Consider the following 15,877-nt stretch of genomic DNA (forward strand, 5'->3'; position numbering starts at 1 on the left):
TTATGCTTTAAACTGTTTAAATAAATTCTTTTAAAATATAGAAATATCAAAGTAAATCTTAAATTCAAAATACTTAAATATATTCTTTTATCAAATGTAAAACCAATTAACTTCCAGATTGGGATTTTCTGATATTAAAATAAAGTTAGCGTACCAACACAGCAGAATTAATACACTTACTTTATTTCGTCCATGCATTCGATAGCATTTCAGCCTGCTTCATCACCAACTCAATCGCTTCAGCCGCTTTATCTGGTGGATACTTCCAACGCTGTAAAGTACGACGCACCAAGATTTTAAGCTGAGCACGTACACTGTCCCGCACCTGCCAATCTACTGTGGTCGATTTACGCAACTTCTCTGTAATTTCTCGAGCGATCTGCTTAAGCGTATCGTCACCTAACTCACGGACTGCACTTTCGTTATTGGCTAAGGCATCGTAAAAGGCGATTTCATCGGGGTTCAAACCGAGCGCAGCTTCACGCTCCATTTCTGCCTGAAACTCTTTTGCCATCTGAATCAGTTCTTCAATGACTTGCGAGGTTTCAATGGCACGGTTGTTATACTTACGCAAGGTTTCTTGTAAACGATCCGAGAAGCGTTTTTCTTGAACTAGATTATTGCGTGTTTTGGCTTTAATACCGTCGTTGAGTAATTTTTCCAGTAATTCAACCGCCAAGTTACGATATGGCATCTGCCTTACATCTTCTAAAAACTCATCCGACAGTAAGCCAATATTCGGTTTATCTAAACCACAAAGTGCAAATACATCTGCTACGCCATCAGCAACAACAGCATTATCTAAAATTTGTTTAAGCGTACTGTCCTTTTCTGCTTGCGATAATTTACGATCCACAGAGGTATGCTTACTAATCACTGCTTTAATGGCTGAATAAAATGCAATTTCCTTATGCAATGTCTTGGCTTCATCCAAGGTACCGCACAATGAAAAGGCTTTATTGACTGTAAGTACTAAATCTAAAAAGCGTTTTTTGCCATCTTTTAGACTCAACACATAGTTGGCTGCTGGAATAATCAGTCGATGTGCTTGTTTTTCATAACTGCTTAAATCCAACCCAGCTTGGTCATTGGTCTTGGCAAACATCCCACGGATGGCATCCATTTTCTCAGCAAGCACGGCATAGGCTTCTTCCGCACGTAAAGTCGGCTCACCTTTCCCTTTGGCATCGGTATAGGTTTTTAATGCCTGCTTTAACTCATTGGCAATCCCAATATAGTCAACAACCAACCCACCTTGCTTGTCTTTAAAGACACGGTTCACACGAGCAATCGCCTGCATGAGATTATGCCCCTTCATTGGTTTGTCGATATACATGGTATGGGTACACGGTGCATCAAAACCTGTCAGCCACATATCCCGCACAATCACCAACTGCAAAGGGTCATTCACATCTTTAAAACGTTTCTCAAAGCGTTTTTTAGTTTGCTTATTGTAGATATGCGGTTGCAATAACGGCTTATCCGATGCTGAACCTGTCATCACAATTTTGATTTTGCCTTTTTCAGGATCAGAATCATGCCAATCTGGGCGCAAAGCGATAATTTCATTATATAAATGCACGCAGATTTCACGGCTCATGGTCACAATCATACCTTTGCCTGCTGTGGCTTCAGTACGGGCTTCAAAGTGCGTCACCAAATCCGCAGCAATCTGTTTCAGGCGTGGTGTTGCACCTACTAACTTCTCTAATCGACTCCATTCACCTTTGGTCTTTTCACGACTACCGACATCTTCCTCATCTTCTACCACTTCATCGACTTGATCAGAGAGTTCCTCGATTTCAGCCTTATTAATATCCAATTTTGCCAAGCGAGATTCATAATAGATCGGTACGGTTGCGCCATCCTCTACCGCATCTTGGATATCGTAAATTGAAACATAATCACCAAAGACAGCTCGGGTATCTTTATCTTCACTGGAAATTGGCGTACCTGTAAAACCAATAAATGCCGCATTCTTTAAAGCATCACGCATGTGCTTGGCATAGCCAAATTTATAAGTACCATCATTAGAAAGTTTGGCTTTGAGTCCATATTGGCTACGGTGGGCTTCATCGGACATGACTACAATATTGTGTCGACCATTCAGTAATGGATGCTCAGCTTCTCTATCGAGCAAAGCAAACTTTTGTACTGTGGTAAAAATAATTCCGCCTGATTCACGTTCAGCAAGGAGTTGTCTCAGTTCATCACGGTTATTGGCTTGTACTGGGGTTTGCTTTAATAATTCTTGTGCCTGACTAAAGGTTTCAAATAGTTGTCCATCTAGGTCATTACGATCAGTCACAATCAATAAGGTAGGATTCTGCATGGCTGGTTGTTGAAGCAGCTTCCCTGCATAGCAGCACATCGAAATACTTTTACCCGAACCTTGGGTATGCCAAACCACGCCTGCTTTTTTATTTCCTGTAGGATTCGATGCGGCAATAGTCGCCTGAACCGCTTCACGCACGGCATGAAATTGGTGATAGCCTGCAATTTTTTTAATAATGCGTTCGCCATCGGTTTCAAAGAGTACAAAGAAACGGATGTAATCGAGGAATAATTCACGATCAAAGAAGCCTCGAACAAGCGTTTCCAGTTCCCATTCTAGCTGAGGCTTATCATCTTCATTTTTAATGGTACGCCACGGTAAGAAACGTTCTTGGCTTGCTGTTAATGAACCGACTCGAGCTGTAATGCCGTCACTTACCACTAAAGCTTCATTAAAAACAAACAGATCGGAAACTTCTTCTTTGTAGGTTTGTAGTTGGTTAAACGCATCCCAACTATCGGCATTTTCATCGGTGGGGCTTTTTAGCTCTAGTACAGCGAAAGGTATGCCATTAATAAAGCAGATAATGTCAGGTCGTCTTGGTTGCTTTGTGCCTTGGATGGTAAATTGATTGATGGCAACAAAGCGGTTTTGCTGCACATGATTAAAATCGACCAAAAATGCATGGTCATTTATCCAGTCATCTTCTTTTTTATAACTGACAGGCACACCGTCCAATAACATTTGATGAAAAGCACGGTTATTGGTGATTAAGTCCAGACTTTCGGGTTTGCTCAGTTTCTGTAAAACCTGCTCAAAACAGCTCACTGGCAAATGTGGATTTAAGCGTTCAAAGGCAGTTTGCAAGTCCGCTTCAATCAGAACTTGCTTATAGTCTTTGCGTAAAGGATTGCTGCTGTCAGGTGCAATATCGACACCATGAACGACTTCCCAGCCATTTTCAGCGAACCAGTCTAAGCATAGATTTTCGAGTTGTGTTTCGTTCATGGTTTATTATCCTAATGCCCTGATTTTATCCATCCAAGATTTAAAATGGGCACACTCTTGTTCCATTCGCTCTAGCCCAACATGTTGAGCAATCCTTGGTCCATGAGTCGTTTTTTTATACTTAGGATATAGATTATCTTCTAGTCTTTTTGATGGCTTAGTTTCATAACCATTATTAATATGTTCTGGTGAATCCACTTCATCTCTCATTCTTTGCAACGTTGCGTGAGATCTTTGCCAAGTAGGTTCAATTGAACAAAGTTGTTCAACATCTGAAAATAATAAACCTTCAAATTCATAAGGTTGTATATGTGTAATAATTCTTTCAGGATGACAGCCCACAAATGCAATAAGCTCTCTATGTAGAACCTGTTCTAAATGTTCTACACGTGAATAAACATCTTGTATTGACTGGGCATGATTAAAATCTGGAAAACTCGTATGTAATCCATATAAGTCTAAAAATGTTGTCAGTTTTATATTTTGATTTCGTCTAATTTCATTTCTAACGTTTAGTTTTAAGCGATCAAAAGTAACCGCCCCACCTTTAGCTGTAGAAGAAGTCTTCATCAATACTGGCTTTAAAAAAATTTGTTGTGAATGGAATACTGGGGCAACTACTCGTTTAATAAATGCTTCTTCCGTTTGTCCCTCAGCAATTACAATTACCTCTTGCATATCAGGGTCTCCCACCTAAAACATTACGTTTCCATAGCTCGCCCAAGCTATAATCATCCAACCACTCCGATAACTCCTCTTGCCCAAAACGCTTAAACGTTGATTTTCCTTGTTCTTGATCCACAACAATAATATTTTCTGCTTCCATTTCATTAATAAGTTCAACAGATTGAGTTGATATAATTAATTGTTTATCTTCTGCCACTTGTTTAAAAATGTCAGCAAGTACGCTGATCGCATACGGATGTAAACCTAATTCTGGCTCATCGATGATAATGGTATCTGGCAACAACTCTTTAGGTTGCAACAATAACGTCGTTAAACAAATAAAGCGCAAACTACCATCAGATAATAAATGTGCTCTTAAAGGTGTATCTGGACGATCAACCTGAAACCATTCTAGTTCAATAAATATATCGTCATCTTCACGCTGCACAAAGTCCTTAAAGAATGGCAGTACAATTTGTATTGTTTCTACAATTCTTCGATATTCATCAGGATATTTTATTGAAAGCATTCTTAAATAAGCTGCTAAATTTTCTGCATCAGGTTTTAATAACAAATTATCATTGACTGCATGACGGCGTTTTACTTTTGCAGTATCACTGGTATCGTGAAAATGATAAACCCTCCACCCCTTAATTGCAGAACGGACATAAGGAGCATACTTATCTTCAGATTCTTTTAATTCAGATTCATCTTTTCCATAGCCAATAAGATGACTACTTGCTGAATAGTAAACCCCCTCAAACCACAAATATTCACTTTCAAAAATTAACCTATTGTCCACTGTTGGAACTAAATCAAATTTATAGCCATTCATATAAAAATAAAATTCCGCATGAATTTTATCGGTTATATCTCTACCAAAATGCAGTAGACTATCTGGTCCACCTTGTTTTTGTACAAAACCTTGCAGACGTTGCTCATACATTTCATTTAACAGTTTAAAAATACTGATAAAATTACTTTTACCTGCGCCATTTGCACCAATCAATACATTGAGATTATCTAATTCAAACTTCTCTAATCTTTCGATTGATTTATAGCCATGAATAGTGATTTGACGTAGTGACATGGTTATGCTCCTTCCTGCTGTAACAGTAACACATCCACCTCACCCGACAACAATTTTGGTAATAAAGCATCTCTAATATTTTTTAAAATACCATTCTGCAAACCATTGTTTTTCATATGAGTCAAATATTTTCCTGCATATTTATCAAATATTATCATTAAATCTGCTGGATAAATTAACCATGATTGATTAGCTAAGGTATCAGCGTTCGCCCGCTGTCTTCCACTTGTACCTGTCATAGATTGAATCGCCAAATTACGGAAATTTTCTTGACGTGCAATAAAATAACCTAATGCTGTTGGCAGATGCTCTTTGGGACGTAAAACTATAAACTCCGTTGATCCCCAACCAACCTCATTATCAAGCAAAAAATCTACATATGCTGTTTTTCCATTTTCCAAACATGGTGTAATACGAGCTAATAAAGTATCACCATTAATAAATTTTGTTCCGCTTGTCATATTGCGTAATATTACTTCATCAACTAAATGCCCCCGTGTTGGTACATTTTTCATATCCAAATATGGAGCTAGTGAATCTTTTTTTAGTGTTCTTGTAGGATTAAAATCAATAATTTCCTTAAGTTTACCAATTCCCCACCCCCTTGGCACCTCTCCCAACTCACTTTCGACCAACTCATCAGGAAACAGTGCAGCCGTTGCTTGTAACTCAGCAAAATCATCTTTAGCCATTTGCTCAAGCTCAGCTTCACTTTTACCGCCAATCGCACACATCGCAGCACGTTCAGGGTCTTGTCCTGTTTGTTTTGCAGCAATTTTGGCACGCACAGGTTCAAAGTCGATAAACCAACTTTTAAAAATGGCTTGAGCAATAGATTCTAAAGTTTGATTGGTTTGATTGTTAATGTGAATTTTATCATCTAAGTCTGAAAGGAACTTTGCTATTTTTTTCTGTTTACTTACAGATTTCGGTATATTCACATTGATATGTGAGAAAGTTTCTCTGGTAATTGTATCGAATACAGCACCATGAGTTTTTTGTTTTAATTCATTAACCTTTATTTTTAGTAAGTAATATAAATAATCATTAATAATTAGATTATTTTTTCCCCTTAGCCCATAACAAGATTGGTTGAATGTCATAGGCTTTGATAATTGTGCCAAACAACCAACAGTACCTCTTGCAGATATTATTATATCTCCTGTATCTAATAACTTAGTGCTGCTTCTAGCCAATCCCTGTAGAGTAATTTTTTCAGTTGTTGATGTTACATATCTTTCATCATTATTAAAATCGACAACTGATAGCCATGGAATATCACCATTCCAGAAATCAGGGTTATCTCGTTTAGGCGTACCACCACCAATAATTTCTATAATTTCGTTTAGCTGATAAGTTACAAAATCAACGCTCAAACCACACCCCCAAATTCTTTTTTGATCGTCCAATAGCCACGTGTTCCATCCATACGCTCAAGCCAGCCTGCATCTTTTAAATGTTTCAGATGCTTTTGTAAGGCAGACTGATTAATACCAAGTTTCTCTGCCAAAGAACGATAAGAAACTTTTGGATTACGCTGAATTAAAACTAAAATTTCTTGTTGGCGTTTGGTGAGTTGGCTTGCTTCGATTGCACCACCTAAATCCTCTATTGCACCACTTGAATGATCAATTGCACCACTTATTTCACCACTCCCATATTCAATTACAGGACGGTATAGCTTCACATCAAAAAAATCATTGGTTTCTAAAAATTCAGGCGTTGCCAGTTTTTCAGCTTCACACAGCAGAGAGGGTTGCTCAAAGCTCATAACCTAAGCCTTTTAAGTTCTTCTTAATTTCACTTTCCAGTACAGCACTTTCAGCAAATTGCTGTTTCAGTTGTCCTGTTAAGCGTGCCATCTTCTCGGCAAAAGGTTCACCATCATCTTCCTGCTCAACTGCACCCACATAACGCCCTGGGGTCAGTACATAGTCATGCTTTTGAATATCTTTCAATTCAGCCGAGAAGCAAAAGCCTTTTTCATCTTGATAGACGTCACCTTCAAAATTTCCACCTTGCTGCCAAGCATGTAAGGCATTGGTAATTTTAGCTATATCAGAATCGGTAAAGTCACGCAGTACACGATCTTTCATATAACCTAAATTACGAGCATCGATGAACAGGGTCTTACCTTCACGATTGGCTTTCTTTTTATCCAAAGATAAGCCGTTCTTTTTATCTTTGGTCAAGAGCCAAATACAGGCAGGGATCTGCGTATTGGTAAACAGTTGTCCAGGCAATGCGACAATACACTCCACCAGATCAGCTTCGATCAAGTTTTTACGAATCTCGCCTTCATTATTGGTATTGGAGCTCATCGAGCCATTGGCAAGCAACAAGGCCATACTACCTGTAGGTGATAGGTGATGGAGCATGTGTTGCATCCAAGCAAAGTTAGCATTGCCTTGAGGAGGTGTACCATATTTCCAACGTACATCACTTTCCAGTGAAGCGTGCCACCAATCCTTAATATTGAACGGTGGATTTGCCATGACAAAATCAGCACGTAAGTCTGGATGCTGATCATCTAAAAATGTATCAGCATTTTTTTTACCAAAGTTAAAATCAATGCCTCGAATTGCCATGTTCATGGCAGCCAGTTTCCAAGTGGTTGGATTACTTTCTTGTCCGTAAATCGAAATATGCTTTTTCTGTTCAGATGCTTTGTAATGCTTTTCCTGTGCATGTTGTTCAATGAACTTCTCACTGGAAACAAAGAAACCACCTGAACCCATCGCAGGGTCGTAAACACGACCTTTATAAGGTTGCAACATTTCTACAATCAAGGTCACAATACTTTTAGGTGTGTAATATTGCCCACCTTGTTTTCCTTCAGCTAAAGCAAACTGCCCTAAAAAGTATTCGTAGACATGCCCGAGAATGTCTTTGCTGTGCAGACTGAGTTTTTCACCATTATATTCAGGCTTGGTAAAACTAGTGTCAGAAAAAGTATTGATCAAATCCAATAGCTTGTCATTATCAAGCTGGTATTGCCCAATACGATTCAGAATACCTTTTAATTTAGGATTGGCTTTCTCAATTTCATCAAAAGCATTATCGACTAACCACGAGATAGAACGTAGTTTGACATCTTGCCAAATAATCGAACCAATCGCTAAAGCGGCTGTATTTTGTAATGTTGACCAACGTGCAGCTTTAGGCACCCAAAACACATTTTTTTCTTTATAGTAATCAATTATTTCCAACTCATCAGCGATTGCTTGTTGGTATTCCTCTTCTGTGTCGTATTGATCACGAGGCATGTAATAGATGTTGTGATCATCCGCTTGTGCAAATAACTCTTTAAGTTCTGCCTGACGTTCATCAAAGGCATCTGATACATATTTTAAGAAAATTAACCCAAGGACAATATGTTTGTAGTTGGCAGCATCTAAGCTACTACGTAATTTATCAGCGGCTTTCCAAAGCTTATCATCTAAGTTATTTAGAAAATTTTGTTCCAATGAGTTCATTCTTTATCCTCAATCAATGGTCAACCGCTAAGGTTTTATACTTAATGTTCAATAGTTTATTACGTTAGCACATCTAAGACGAATGAAAAGTCATGTACTACACAAAAAAATAAAGATATATACTATTTTATATTTTAACTACCTATCTAGACATAAAGCTAGACAACTCTGTATAGATACGACTATATATGTCGCAGATAAATATAATAACTGGCGGTAATGCTCCCGAAAATTATAACATTTCAATTCCTGAAAAATATTTAAAAAAATATAATCTGAATAACTACTACCGTTCACTATTTATTCATCACTGGACAATATAAAAGTACAATATGAGTGAAGTCATCTTGTACTTTTAGTGATTTATTAAATCTAATTTACCGCTCTCACACTCCCCTGCAATCCCTGCTGTATATCCTGCACAAATCCGTCACCTTGATTCGGCTTAAGCTTGGTTTTGGCTCTAGTTCTAGTCTCAGACTGTACCTGTACACCTTGTACATTTTCAGGTAATATTTGTTCAATATCTGAATTTTCCTCCGTATAAAACTCCTCCACCAAATCCAACCCTTCTTCCGAATTCACCTCAAACTTTGCATTAGCAAAACATTGCCGTGCCATTTGATCAAGCGCCTCCTGATTAAAGCCACTCTGCTTACTTTGCTGATCAATCTCTTGCGCCATCTGAATCGCTTGTTGAAGATTAACGTCATCACGTAGGGTCAAATCCACGTAATACACAGGGGTACGATAACTTTGAGTTGTCGATTTTCCTCTCAAAGTCAATTGCAGTGGTAGACACGAAAGTAAGCCATTCGAAGCAGCATGGTAATAACTCAGTCGTGCTGCTAAAGTCCGAATGCTGTTAAAACCAGTGGTTCTGAAAATGAATGTACCGAGTTCATCCGATTCATCTAAATTGACATGTAGTCTGCCGAAAGGTTTACAGTTACTTCCTTGTGCTAAAGGGCATAAATCAGGAGCTGGGCATGGAAGTTGTTCTACACCTTGGTTGGTGAGACGCTGACAGGTCTGACCATTGCCCACACAAACAGGACGACCTGTCTGACGATCAAATAAGCTATATTCAGCACGTAGATTCAGTTCAGGATCATTAAAGATCATCCGTACTGGAATAGAGCGTAGTTTTTGATTTGGTGCTTTGCTTCGGAACTGTTCATCGTGCGGATGCTTTACCCATCCATCCTTATTTTGGATTTGACTGGTAATCGTAAATTGATCGTCCTTTTCAGGCAGACGTTTACCGTTCTTTTCGACCATTTTACCTATACTGATTCTGCCAAGTATTGGCGGTGTAATCGCTAAACCTTTAATCATGTTGTTTGTCCTATAAATAAAATTTTACTGCTTACCCATTGTTATGTAAGTAAACAGAAATATGAAAAGCTATGACTGCGCAAAGACTGCCATTTGGGTTCACCACACCTTCGGGTGTTGGTGAATCGGGGCGGTTTTTTGCGCTTTTTGAAAGATTGGAAATTTCATGGATATAGCATCTGGATGAAATCAGTCATCATCGCTATAGATTTGAAAACGTCGTGTCCCAACTTTGTTTTGTGGAAATTGCTCAAGCATTTCGGGATGAAGTTTGAGTACAGCCTTACTGTCTAAGCCAATCGAGTCTTTGGATCTCTTCCATGTGACTGAACCTGTGGTAAAGGTGGCTCGTTCTGCATCCTTCATCAACATTTGAATTTGATGTTTGGTTTCATCAAAGTTGTTTTGGTGGATTTCAATGTGATGCTTCTCTTTCAACAATTGGCTAAATAATCGATTGGCGTGCTCGTTTTGACTGAGGTCTTCCACGGTTAAGGGCACATGTTGGGGGTAGAGCTGTTGAATGGCTTTGGCTGCCGATTCACTGGCATCGACATCAGGCGGTGTATCTTTTTCGACACATTCCCAAAAGTAACGTTCAGCATTGATGATGTGCTTAATCACGGTTTCACTACGGATGACTTTATAGATACGAGTTTCATGCCCACAGATCAGCACACAAATATGTGCTGCCTGTTTGCCTGTCACTGCGAGTTGATGTTGTACTTGGCAGAGTACATATAAAGGCACACCATCTCGCCACAACTTTGCACCATGTTCTCCTGCGGTTTTACATTCTAAAATCTGGACTTCATCACTGCCCACTACAGAGTAATCCAAATTTGCCAACATAAAATGCTTATCGGCTTCGGGATGTTGTAAGACCGCATTGATGCGACGAACTTTATTGTTGGTGTGCATGCTGTAGTATTCAGCAACTAGAGGTTCAAGTTGTTTACCCCAATATAGAGGTGCATGTCCTGAACTTTCATCTTCAATGGATTGTTTGACTCGTCCCGTTTTGATCATCCATAGTTCAAGCATCGACATATAGGGATTGAGTCCACACGCTGCGGCACAATCACTACTACCAATCCCTTGACGACGTACTTCTAACCATTCGGCTTGAGTCATATTTTTGGTATTGACTAAGCGTTTTGCAGTAAACAATTTTGGTGCAATAAAGGGTGTGGTTGCCTGTTGAATCGATGGATTTAATATTGCTGTATTCATGTTTAACTCCTGATTTTTTAACGGTATAATTGGTGGTATAAAACGATGTGGATTACAAAAAATGAGCATAAAAAAACCACCGCCGAAGCGATGGTTTTCATAATTTTTAAAATTTAATATTCCTTTAAAAAATGCCTAGATAGGTCTAACTTTCCATGACTGAAATTTAGTTTTTTACATGATCAAATCATGCTTAACGCTTGTTCCAATCCTCGTTGTTTCATGGTTGCGCCTGCACCGAACCAAGCTGAATCAAGTCGATGATCGGTACTCATGGCACGACGTTCATGGTCGATAAATTCAGTGATCGAGCACAGTAATCCATAGGCTGTTCCTTTGGCTGAACTTAGCTCCGCACCTCGTCCTTGACCATTAAACATTGCCATAGCTCGACTCATCGCTTTGGCATTCGGCTCAGCTTTGTCCTTCGCATTGGCTTGGGCTTGAGATGCAACATCACGGTAGAACTGAATGATGTTGTCCTCCTGATCTAATACGTTGTTCATGGTGCTGTTATTGAATACTGCATCAAAATAAGCAGAGGCTTCCATCTGACTCACCTTACGTTGTGTCAGTTGCTTCATTTCATACATGTGTTCCTCCCATGCACGTACTGAAATACCGAGTTGCTGTTTGACCTTATCTGCATCAAATTTAGTACTGTGTGGAACTTTGACCACACCTGCACTGCTGTTCTGTCCTTTTAAGGCAATCGCTAAAGTGTTGTTACACACCACTCGGATCGAGGTAAATTGTGCGGTGGTAGCAAGGGTTCCGTCACATGCTGTTGCCAAGAGCATATAGCCATTACTAACATCTTTGCCCTTTAACATGGATGTTTGCCCTGTACGTGCCAATGCCCAGAATTTCTTACCGCCTTTGAGTACGCCTGCGGTTTCAAGCTCAAAGCCTGATTGTTCAGTCAAGTCACGATAGAATTCTAAAATCTCTCGTGGTTGAACTTCTTGAAAGCGTTGGCTGACGACTGATAACGGTGCATGAGTGTCAGAGCGATATAAAACACGTTGTTCTTCATAAGGCATGATGATGCTTTGCCCTCGTTCATTCTGTGCCATATAACTGACATTGGAAGATTCAATCCGCCAGTCCATGCCTGCCTGCTGTGCCCAGACTTCAATCGGTTGGTTTTGTGTCAGTTGGTTCCCTAGCCCATGCCAAGGGGTCTCACCGACATAAGCCATTTGTTCAAGTTGATGTGCCATAGTTGTATTCCTTTTATTAAACTGAAATTTGAATCTGTGTGGATATGAATATTCTTTAGTGCAAAAGATGCGTTGGAAATTTTTGGTAGCAGTTGTGGCAAAAGCACAAATTCTGCTGTGATGGTGTGCTTTGTTCAGTGAATGCATTCAACACACTACCCAATACTGTTCCTGCAATTCCACCGACAATCGGTGGCAGATTGAAAGACTTTGCAACCGTGGTTCCCAATGCACCCAATGTGGTCGGTGTGACCAAATTGGTTAAGGTTTTATTTGATTGTTGTGTACTTGCTTCAACCAATATCACATTCGTTGAATGACAAAAGGGACAGCTCAAGCTCATGGCTCGACTCCTTAAATTTTGGGCACAAAAAAGCCTGCTCAATGGCAGGCTCTGTTTTCATATTTTCATGTGATCTCAAAAGAGTTTCATGATTCTCATTAGGATGTTATGTATGTGAAATTATTTGGAATGAATTAAAATTTACTTTTTCAATTAGTAAATGATCTCTCCAATTTTTTCAAATACAACTATTGATATTATTCCAACACTCAAGCAGGTTTAAGCTGATGAGAAAGATTAGGCTGTGCTGAATCGGGTTTAGCAAGTTCTCTATAAATTTCTAATTGGCGATTAATTTCATTAATTTTTGGCTGTAAATCAATTGATATAAAATTACTGGATTCATCAATAGCTACCCAACCAGCTTGAACTTTTTCCATTTCATTACCTTTTTGCAACTTATGTAAAATCCATTGATTCAGATGATAAGCACGCATATATGCTTCATGCTGATAAATCAACAAAGTACTAAAGGTTACGATACGATCTGCATTATTCAACATATAAGTTTCAAAACTTTGCAGTTGTTTGAATAGTACATTTGTTCGATGAACCAATAAATTTTCATTAAACCATGCTGCGAATTCAATGAGTAATTTCACTACGATATCTCTCTGATTACATAAGGCTTCTCGATTCATACTATTAGCACCTGTAGAACCTGCAACACTGCCCATATATGCACCAATACCACCAGCAACAATGACTCCGACACCACCTGTAGCAAGACCAGCTAATGCGCCGAATAGCATTGACCCTGCCATTGCTCCTCCAGCAATTGCAGCAGTTTCTTTGCCAACATTTTTTAAGTATTGCTCACCATCAACTTTACCAGAATTAAAATCACCATAATTTCGATATGCCGCTAAACCAATCGTCAATAGTGGGATTGGTAGCATATCTCCCAAATCCGCAAAATCTGAAACTTGCTCTAATCCAACACCCGTAGTTTCCCGTACAGCGTCATAGCTTAAAGCAGTATCCACTAACACCATCGGATGATTACCTAACTGCTCTGCAAGTTCACTGTTCACAATCACTGGAATATCTGGATACTTATCAAAATGACTTAATACATAATCAGCATCCATTGAGCACTTAACTTGCATAGGTGTACCATCAACAATCAAATCATATCCTGCTTGATTTGCGCTGTCGGGAAATTCAACTGTATGTCCTTGTTGTTGTAGATTCAGTGCAACTTGTTGTTCAGCAACATATCCAGTTAAACGAGTCACTGCTCCTGCACTATCTAGTGTGTTCGCTGAAATGTCTTGTAAAGTATTTAAGTTTTCAGGATTACCTTTTGATGCAAAGCTCAATGCATCTAATAAAGATGGATCAATATGTGCATAGTCCCAAATTAATCCCAAAGAATATGCCGAAGCTGTTAAGCCCACACCCACCTTTAGCCCTTGATCTGATAATATTTTTTCGAGCTCTTTTTGTGCTTTTTGATTTTGATTAAGACACTCAACAATTTTCTGATTTTTCAAAAGTTTTGGTGCACTCGCAATAATTCCCTCACTATATGGAATCTGCGAATCACGCCCTCCAAAAAATGTACCAACTCCCTTACTAAAACTATTTAGCCCACGTCCCATGTCAGCTAAGAAATTAGTATCTTCAGGACGAGTTGCAGTAACGTCTTCTGGTAAAAGGGCTGTTATAGCACGATTGAGTAGATTCCCTTGTAATGCTCTATCTTTCACATCGTCTATAGAGCAAAGTAAATATACAGCATATTGCAAATCACCAAACTCTCCTTTTTCCTGATTATAGATAACATTCTTCCGCATTATTAAGCATTCAAGATAATCAAAATATAATGTTTCTTGATAAGGACAATGCTCAAAATAGTACTCAAACTTTTCTATAGCGCTGGTATAGATTTCACTACGTTTGTACACTATTGCCTGTGCTTTAATGACAGCATTGCTAGGCTCACGCTCAAATAAAATTTTTAAGATCTCTCGACTAATCTGTAAATGTTCACTTTTTTCAATCTTCGATAAATACCGACTGACTAATTCAGAAATATTCATCGACGCTTGATGCTTGAGTTTGAATAAAATACATTGCTCTAACCAAGCATAATTTTTTGCATGCCCCTGATAGTGAGGGATAAATACTGTTTCAATCAATTCAACCAATTCTAAAGAAACGCCAATTTCCTCAGATGAATTGGTAGAAAATTCCCATTTTTGTGGAATAGTCACACTAAATAAGCGAGAGAAAAACCCCGAATTAAGATCAGCTTTTTCTTGAGTAACTAACATCAACATATCTTCTGGAGTAAGTGTATGTTTTTGAGTTTTAATTCTATCTAGTCGTACTTTAAGTAATTTAAAATTCATATATCCCCCTAATTTTTTGAATTTTCAGATAATTTACTATTTTAGACATCAGAATTATATTACTTAAAATTGAAAAAGTACTAGTGTATTAAAAATAATAAAATTATTGATTTATTTATATATTTTCATTAGCTGAATTGACTAAATCCACCCTTAATTTTATCATTCAACTGCTGACCTACATTGTCAGTCGGTTTTAGCAGACCGTTTCATACAGCGCATCAGGGTTTATTCTTCTGAGTATCTCTTATGCGTAAAACCTTCTCGTCCCCCTTTGCGGTAGAACGGGAGGGGGACGCGTCCGCGCGTGCTGGTTCTGTATGTCCAGTCTGCTAACCCCTTTTCGTTCTGCCACCATTATTTAGCAGTAAGTTGGTAGAGCTTCTTAATACATACAGGAGTAGTCGCCATGACTAAACTTTTTCTATCTTTATTGTTTTTCCTAAAACGATTTTCTATTCCTCTATTGCATTAACAGCATTCATAAATTTTTTGCTTATTTGACTAATCTAAACGCTGTCTAGCCTTGGAAAGCTTTGTCACATCTACACTTTAGTTCATTCAGCAAAATTTATTACACATCAAATAACACAATAAAAAATTAGGGGAAATGATGAAAACTCAAACTTCACTTGTACTCATCTCAATTGCATTAATGGCTTCAGGTTGTGCCAGTAAAACAGAACGTCAGTTTATTAGTGGTTGTAAAACAGGTGGCATTGATGGCAGTACCTGTTCATGTATTTACGACAAACTTGAAAATAATTATGGAGAAGATGGGCTTAAAGAAAACCTCTACACCTTGCAGCAAACTGAATCCTTCCAGAGAGATATGGTCAATATTTCCTATCAGTGCATGAAGGAGTAG

Annotated in this window: 11 protein-coding genes and 1 pseudogene; 1 reads left to right on the forward strand and 11 read right to left on the reverse strand. The window is 38.6% G+C overall.

Annotated features, from left to right (window positions below; all coding sequences use genetic code 11):
• Positions 1 to 181: 181 nt before the first annotated feature.
• From F938_RS09030 to F938_RS09080, 11 genes and pseudogenes are all read right to left on the reverse strand, one after another.
• On the reverse strand, positions 182 to 3,283 hold the full coding sequence (locus F938_RS09030; protein WP_005031025.1) for a type I restriction endonuclease subunit R: 3,102 nt from the start codon (positions 3,281 to 3,283) through the stop codon (positions 182 to 184).
• Between the two features lie 6 nt (positions 3,284 to 3,289).
• Positions 3,290 to 3,961 carry a DUF4276 family protein gene (locus F938_RS24135; RefSeq protein WP_005031027.1) on the reverse strand — a complete coding sequence of 224 codons (672 nt, stop codon included), beginning with the start codon at positions 3,959 to 3,961 and terminating at the stop codon, positions 3,290 to 3,292.
• A 1-nt stretch (position 3,962) separates the two neighbouring features.
• Complete coding sequence (locus F938_RS09040; protein ID WP_005031029.1) at positions 3,963 to 5,039, reverse strand: AAA family ATPase; 1,077 nt, start codon at positions 5,037 to 5,039, stop codon at positions 3,963 to 3,965.
• A gap of 2 nt (positions 5,040 to 5,041) precedes the next feature.
• Positions 5,042 to 6,415 carry a restriction endonuclease subunit S gene (locus tag F938_RS09045; RefSeq protein WP_005031031.1) on the reverse strand — a complete coding sequence of 458 codons (1,374 nt, stop codon included), beginning with the start codon at positions 6,413 to 6,415 and terminating at the stop codon, positions 5,042 to 5,044.
• Positions 6,412 to 6,786, reverse strand: a pseudogene (locus F938_RS09050) (LexA family protein); the annotation flags it as partial. The pseudogene F938_RS09050 and the gene F938_RS09045, both read right to left, overlap by 4 nt.
• Positions 6,787 to 6,799: 13 nt before the next feature.
• The gene (locus F938_RS09055) at positions 6,800 to 8,515 is read right to left on the reverse strand and encodes a class I SAM-dependent DNA methyltransferase (protein ID WP_005031036.1); all 1,716 of its coding nucleotides are present in this window, start codon (positions 8,513 to 8,515) and stop codon (positions 6,800 to 6,802) included.
• 372 nt (positions 8,516 to 8,887) lie between these two features.
• On the reverse strand, positions 8,888 to 9,853 hold the full coding sequence (locus F938_RS09060; protein ID WP_005031037.1) for a recombination directionality factor: 966 nt from the start codon (positions 9,851 to 9,853) through the stop codon (positions 8,888 to 8,890).
• Between the two features lie 189 nt (positions 9,854 to 10,042).
• Positions 10,043 to 11,086, reverse strand: coding sequence for a YqaJ viral recombinase family nuclease (locus tag F938_RS09065; RefSeq protein WP_005031039.1), 1,044 nt, complete (start codon positions 11,084 to 11,086; stop codon positions 10,043 to 10,045).
• A gap of 182 nt (positions 11,087 to 11,268) precedes the next feature.
• Positions 11,269 to 12,309, reverse strand: a complete 1,041-nt coding sequence (locus F938_RS09070) for a DUF932 domain-containing protein (protein WP_005031041.1) — start codon at positions 12,307 to 12,309, stop codon at positions 11,269 to 11,271.
• Between the two features lie 55 nt (positions 12,310 to 12,364).
• The gene (locus F938_RS09075) at positions 12,365 to 12,652 is read right to left on the reverse strand and encodes a hypothetical protein (RefSeq protein WP_005031042.1); all 288 of its coding nucleotides are present in this window, start codon (positions 12,650 to 12,652) and stop codon (positions 12,365 to 12,367) included.
• 209 nt (positions 12,653 to 12,861) lie between these two features.
• Positions 12,862 to 15,009 (reverse strand): hypothetical protein, encoded by a 2,148-nt coding sequence (locus F938_RS09080; protein ID WP_005031043.1) that lies wholly within the window; start codon positions 15,007 to 15,009, stop codon positions 12,862 to 12,864.
• Positions 15,010 to 15,622: 613 nt separating this feature from the next.
• Here F938_RS09080 and F938_RS09085 point away from each other — a divergent pair.
• Positions 15,623 to 15,877, forward strand: a complete 255-nt coding sequence (locus F938_RS09085; RefSeq protein WP_005031044.1) for a hypothetical protein — start codon at positions 15,623 to 15,625, stop codon at positions 15,875 to 15,877.

Source organism: Acinetobacter bereziniae LMG 1003 = CIP 70.12 (assembly GCF_000368925.1).
GTDB classification, from domain to species: Bacteria; Pseudomonadota; Gammaproteobacteria; order Pseudomonadales; family Moraxellaceae; genus Acinetobacter; species Acinetobacter bereziniae.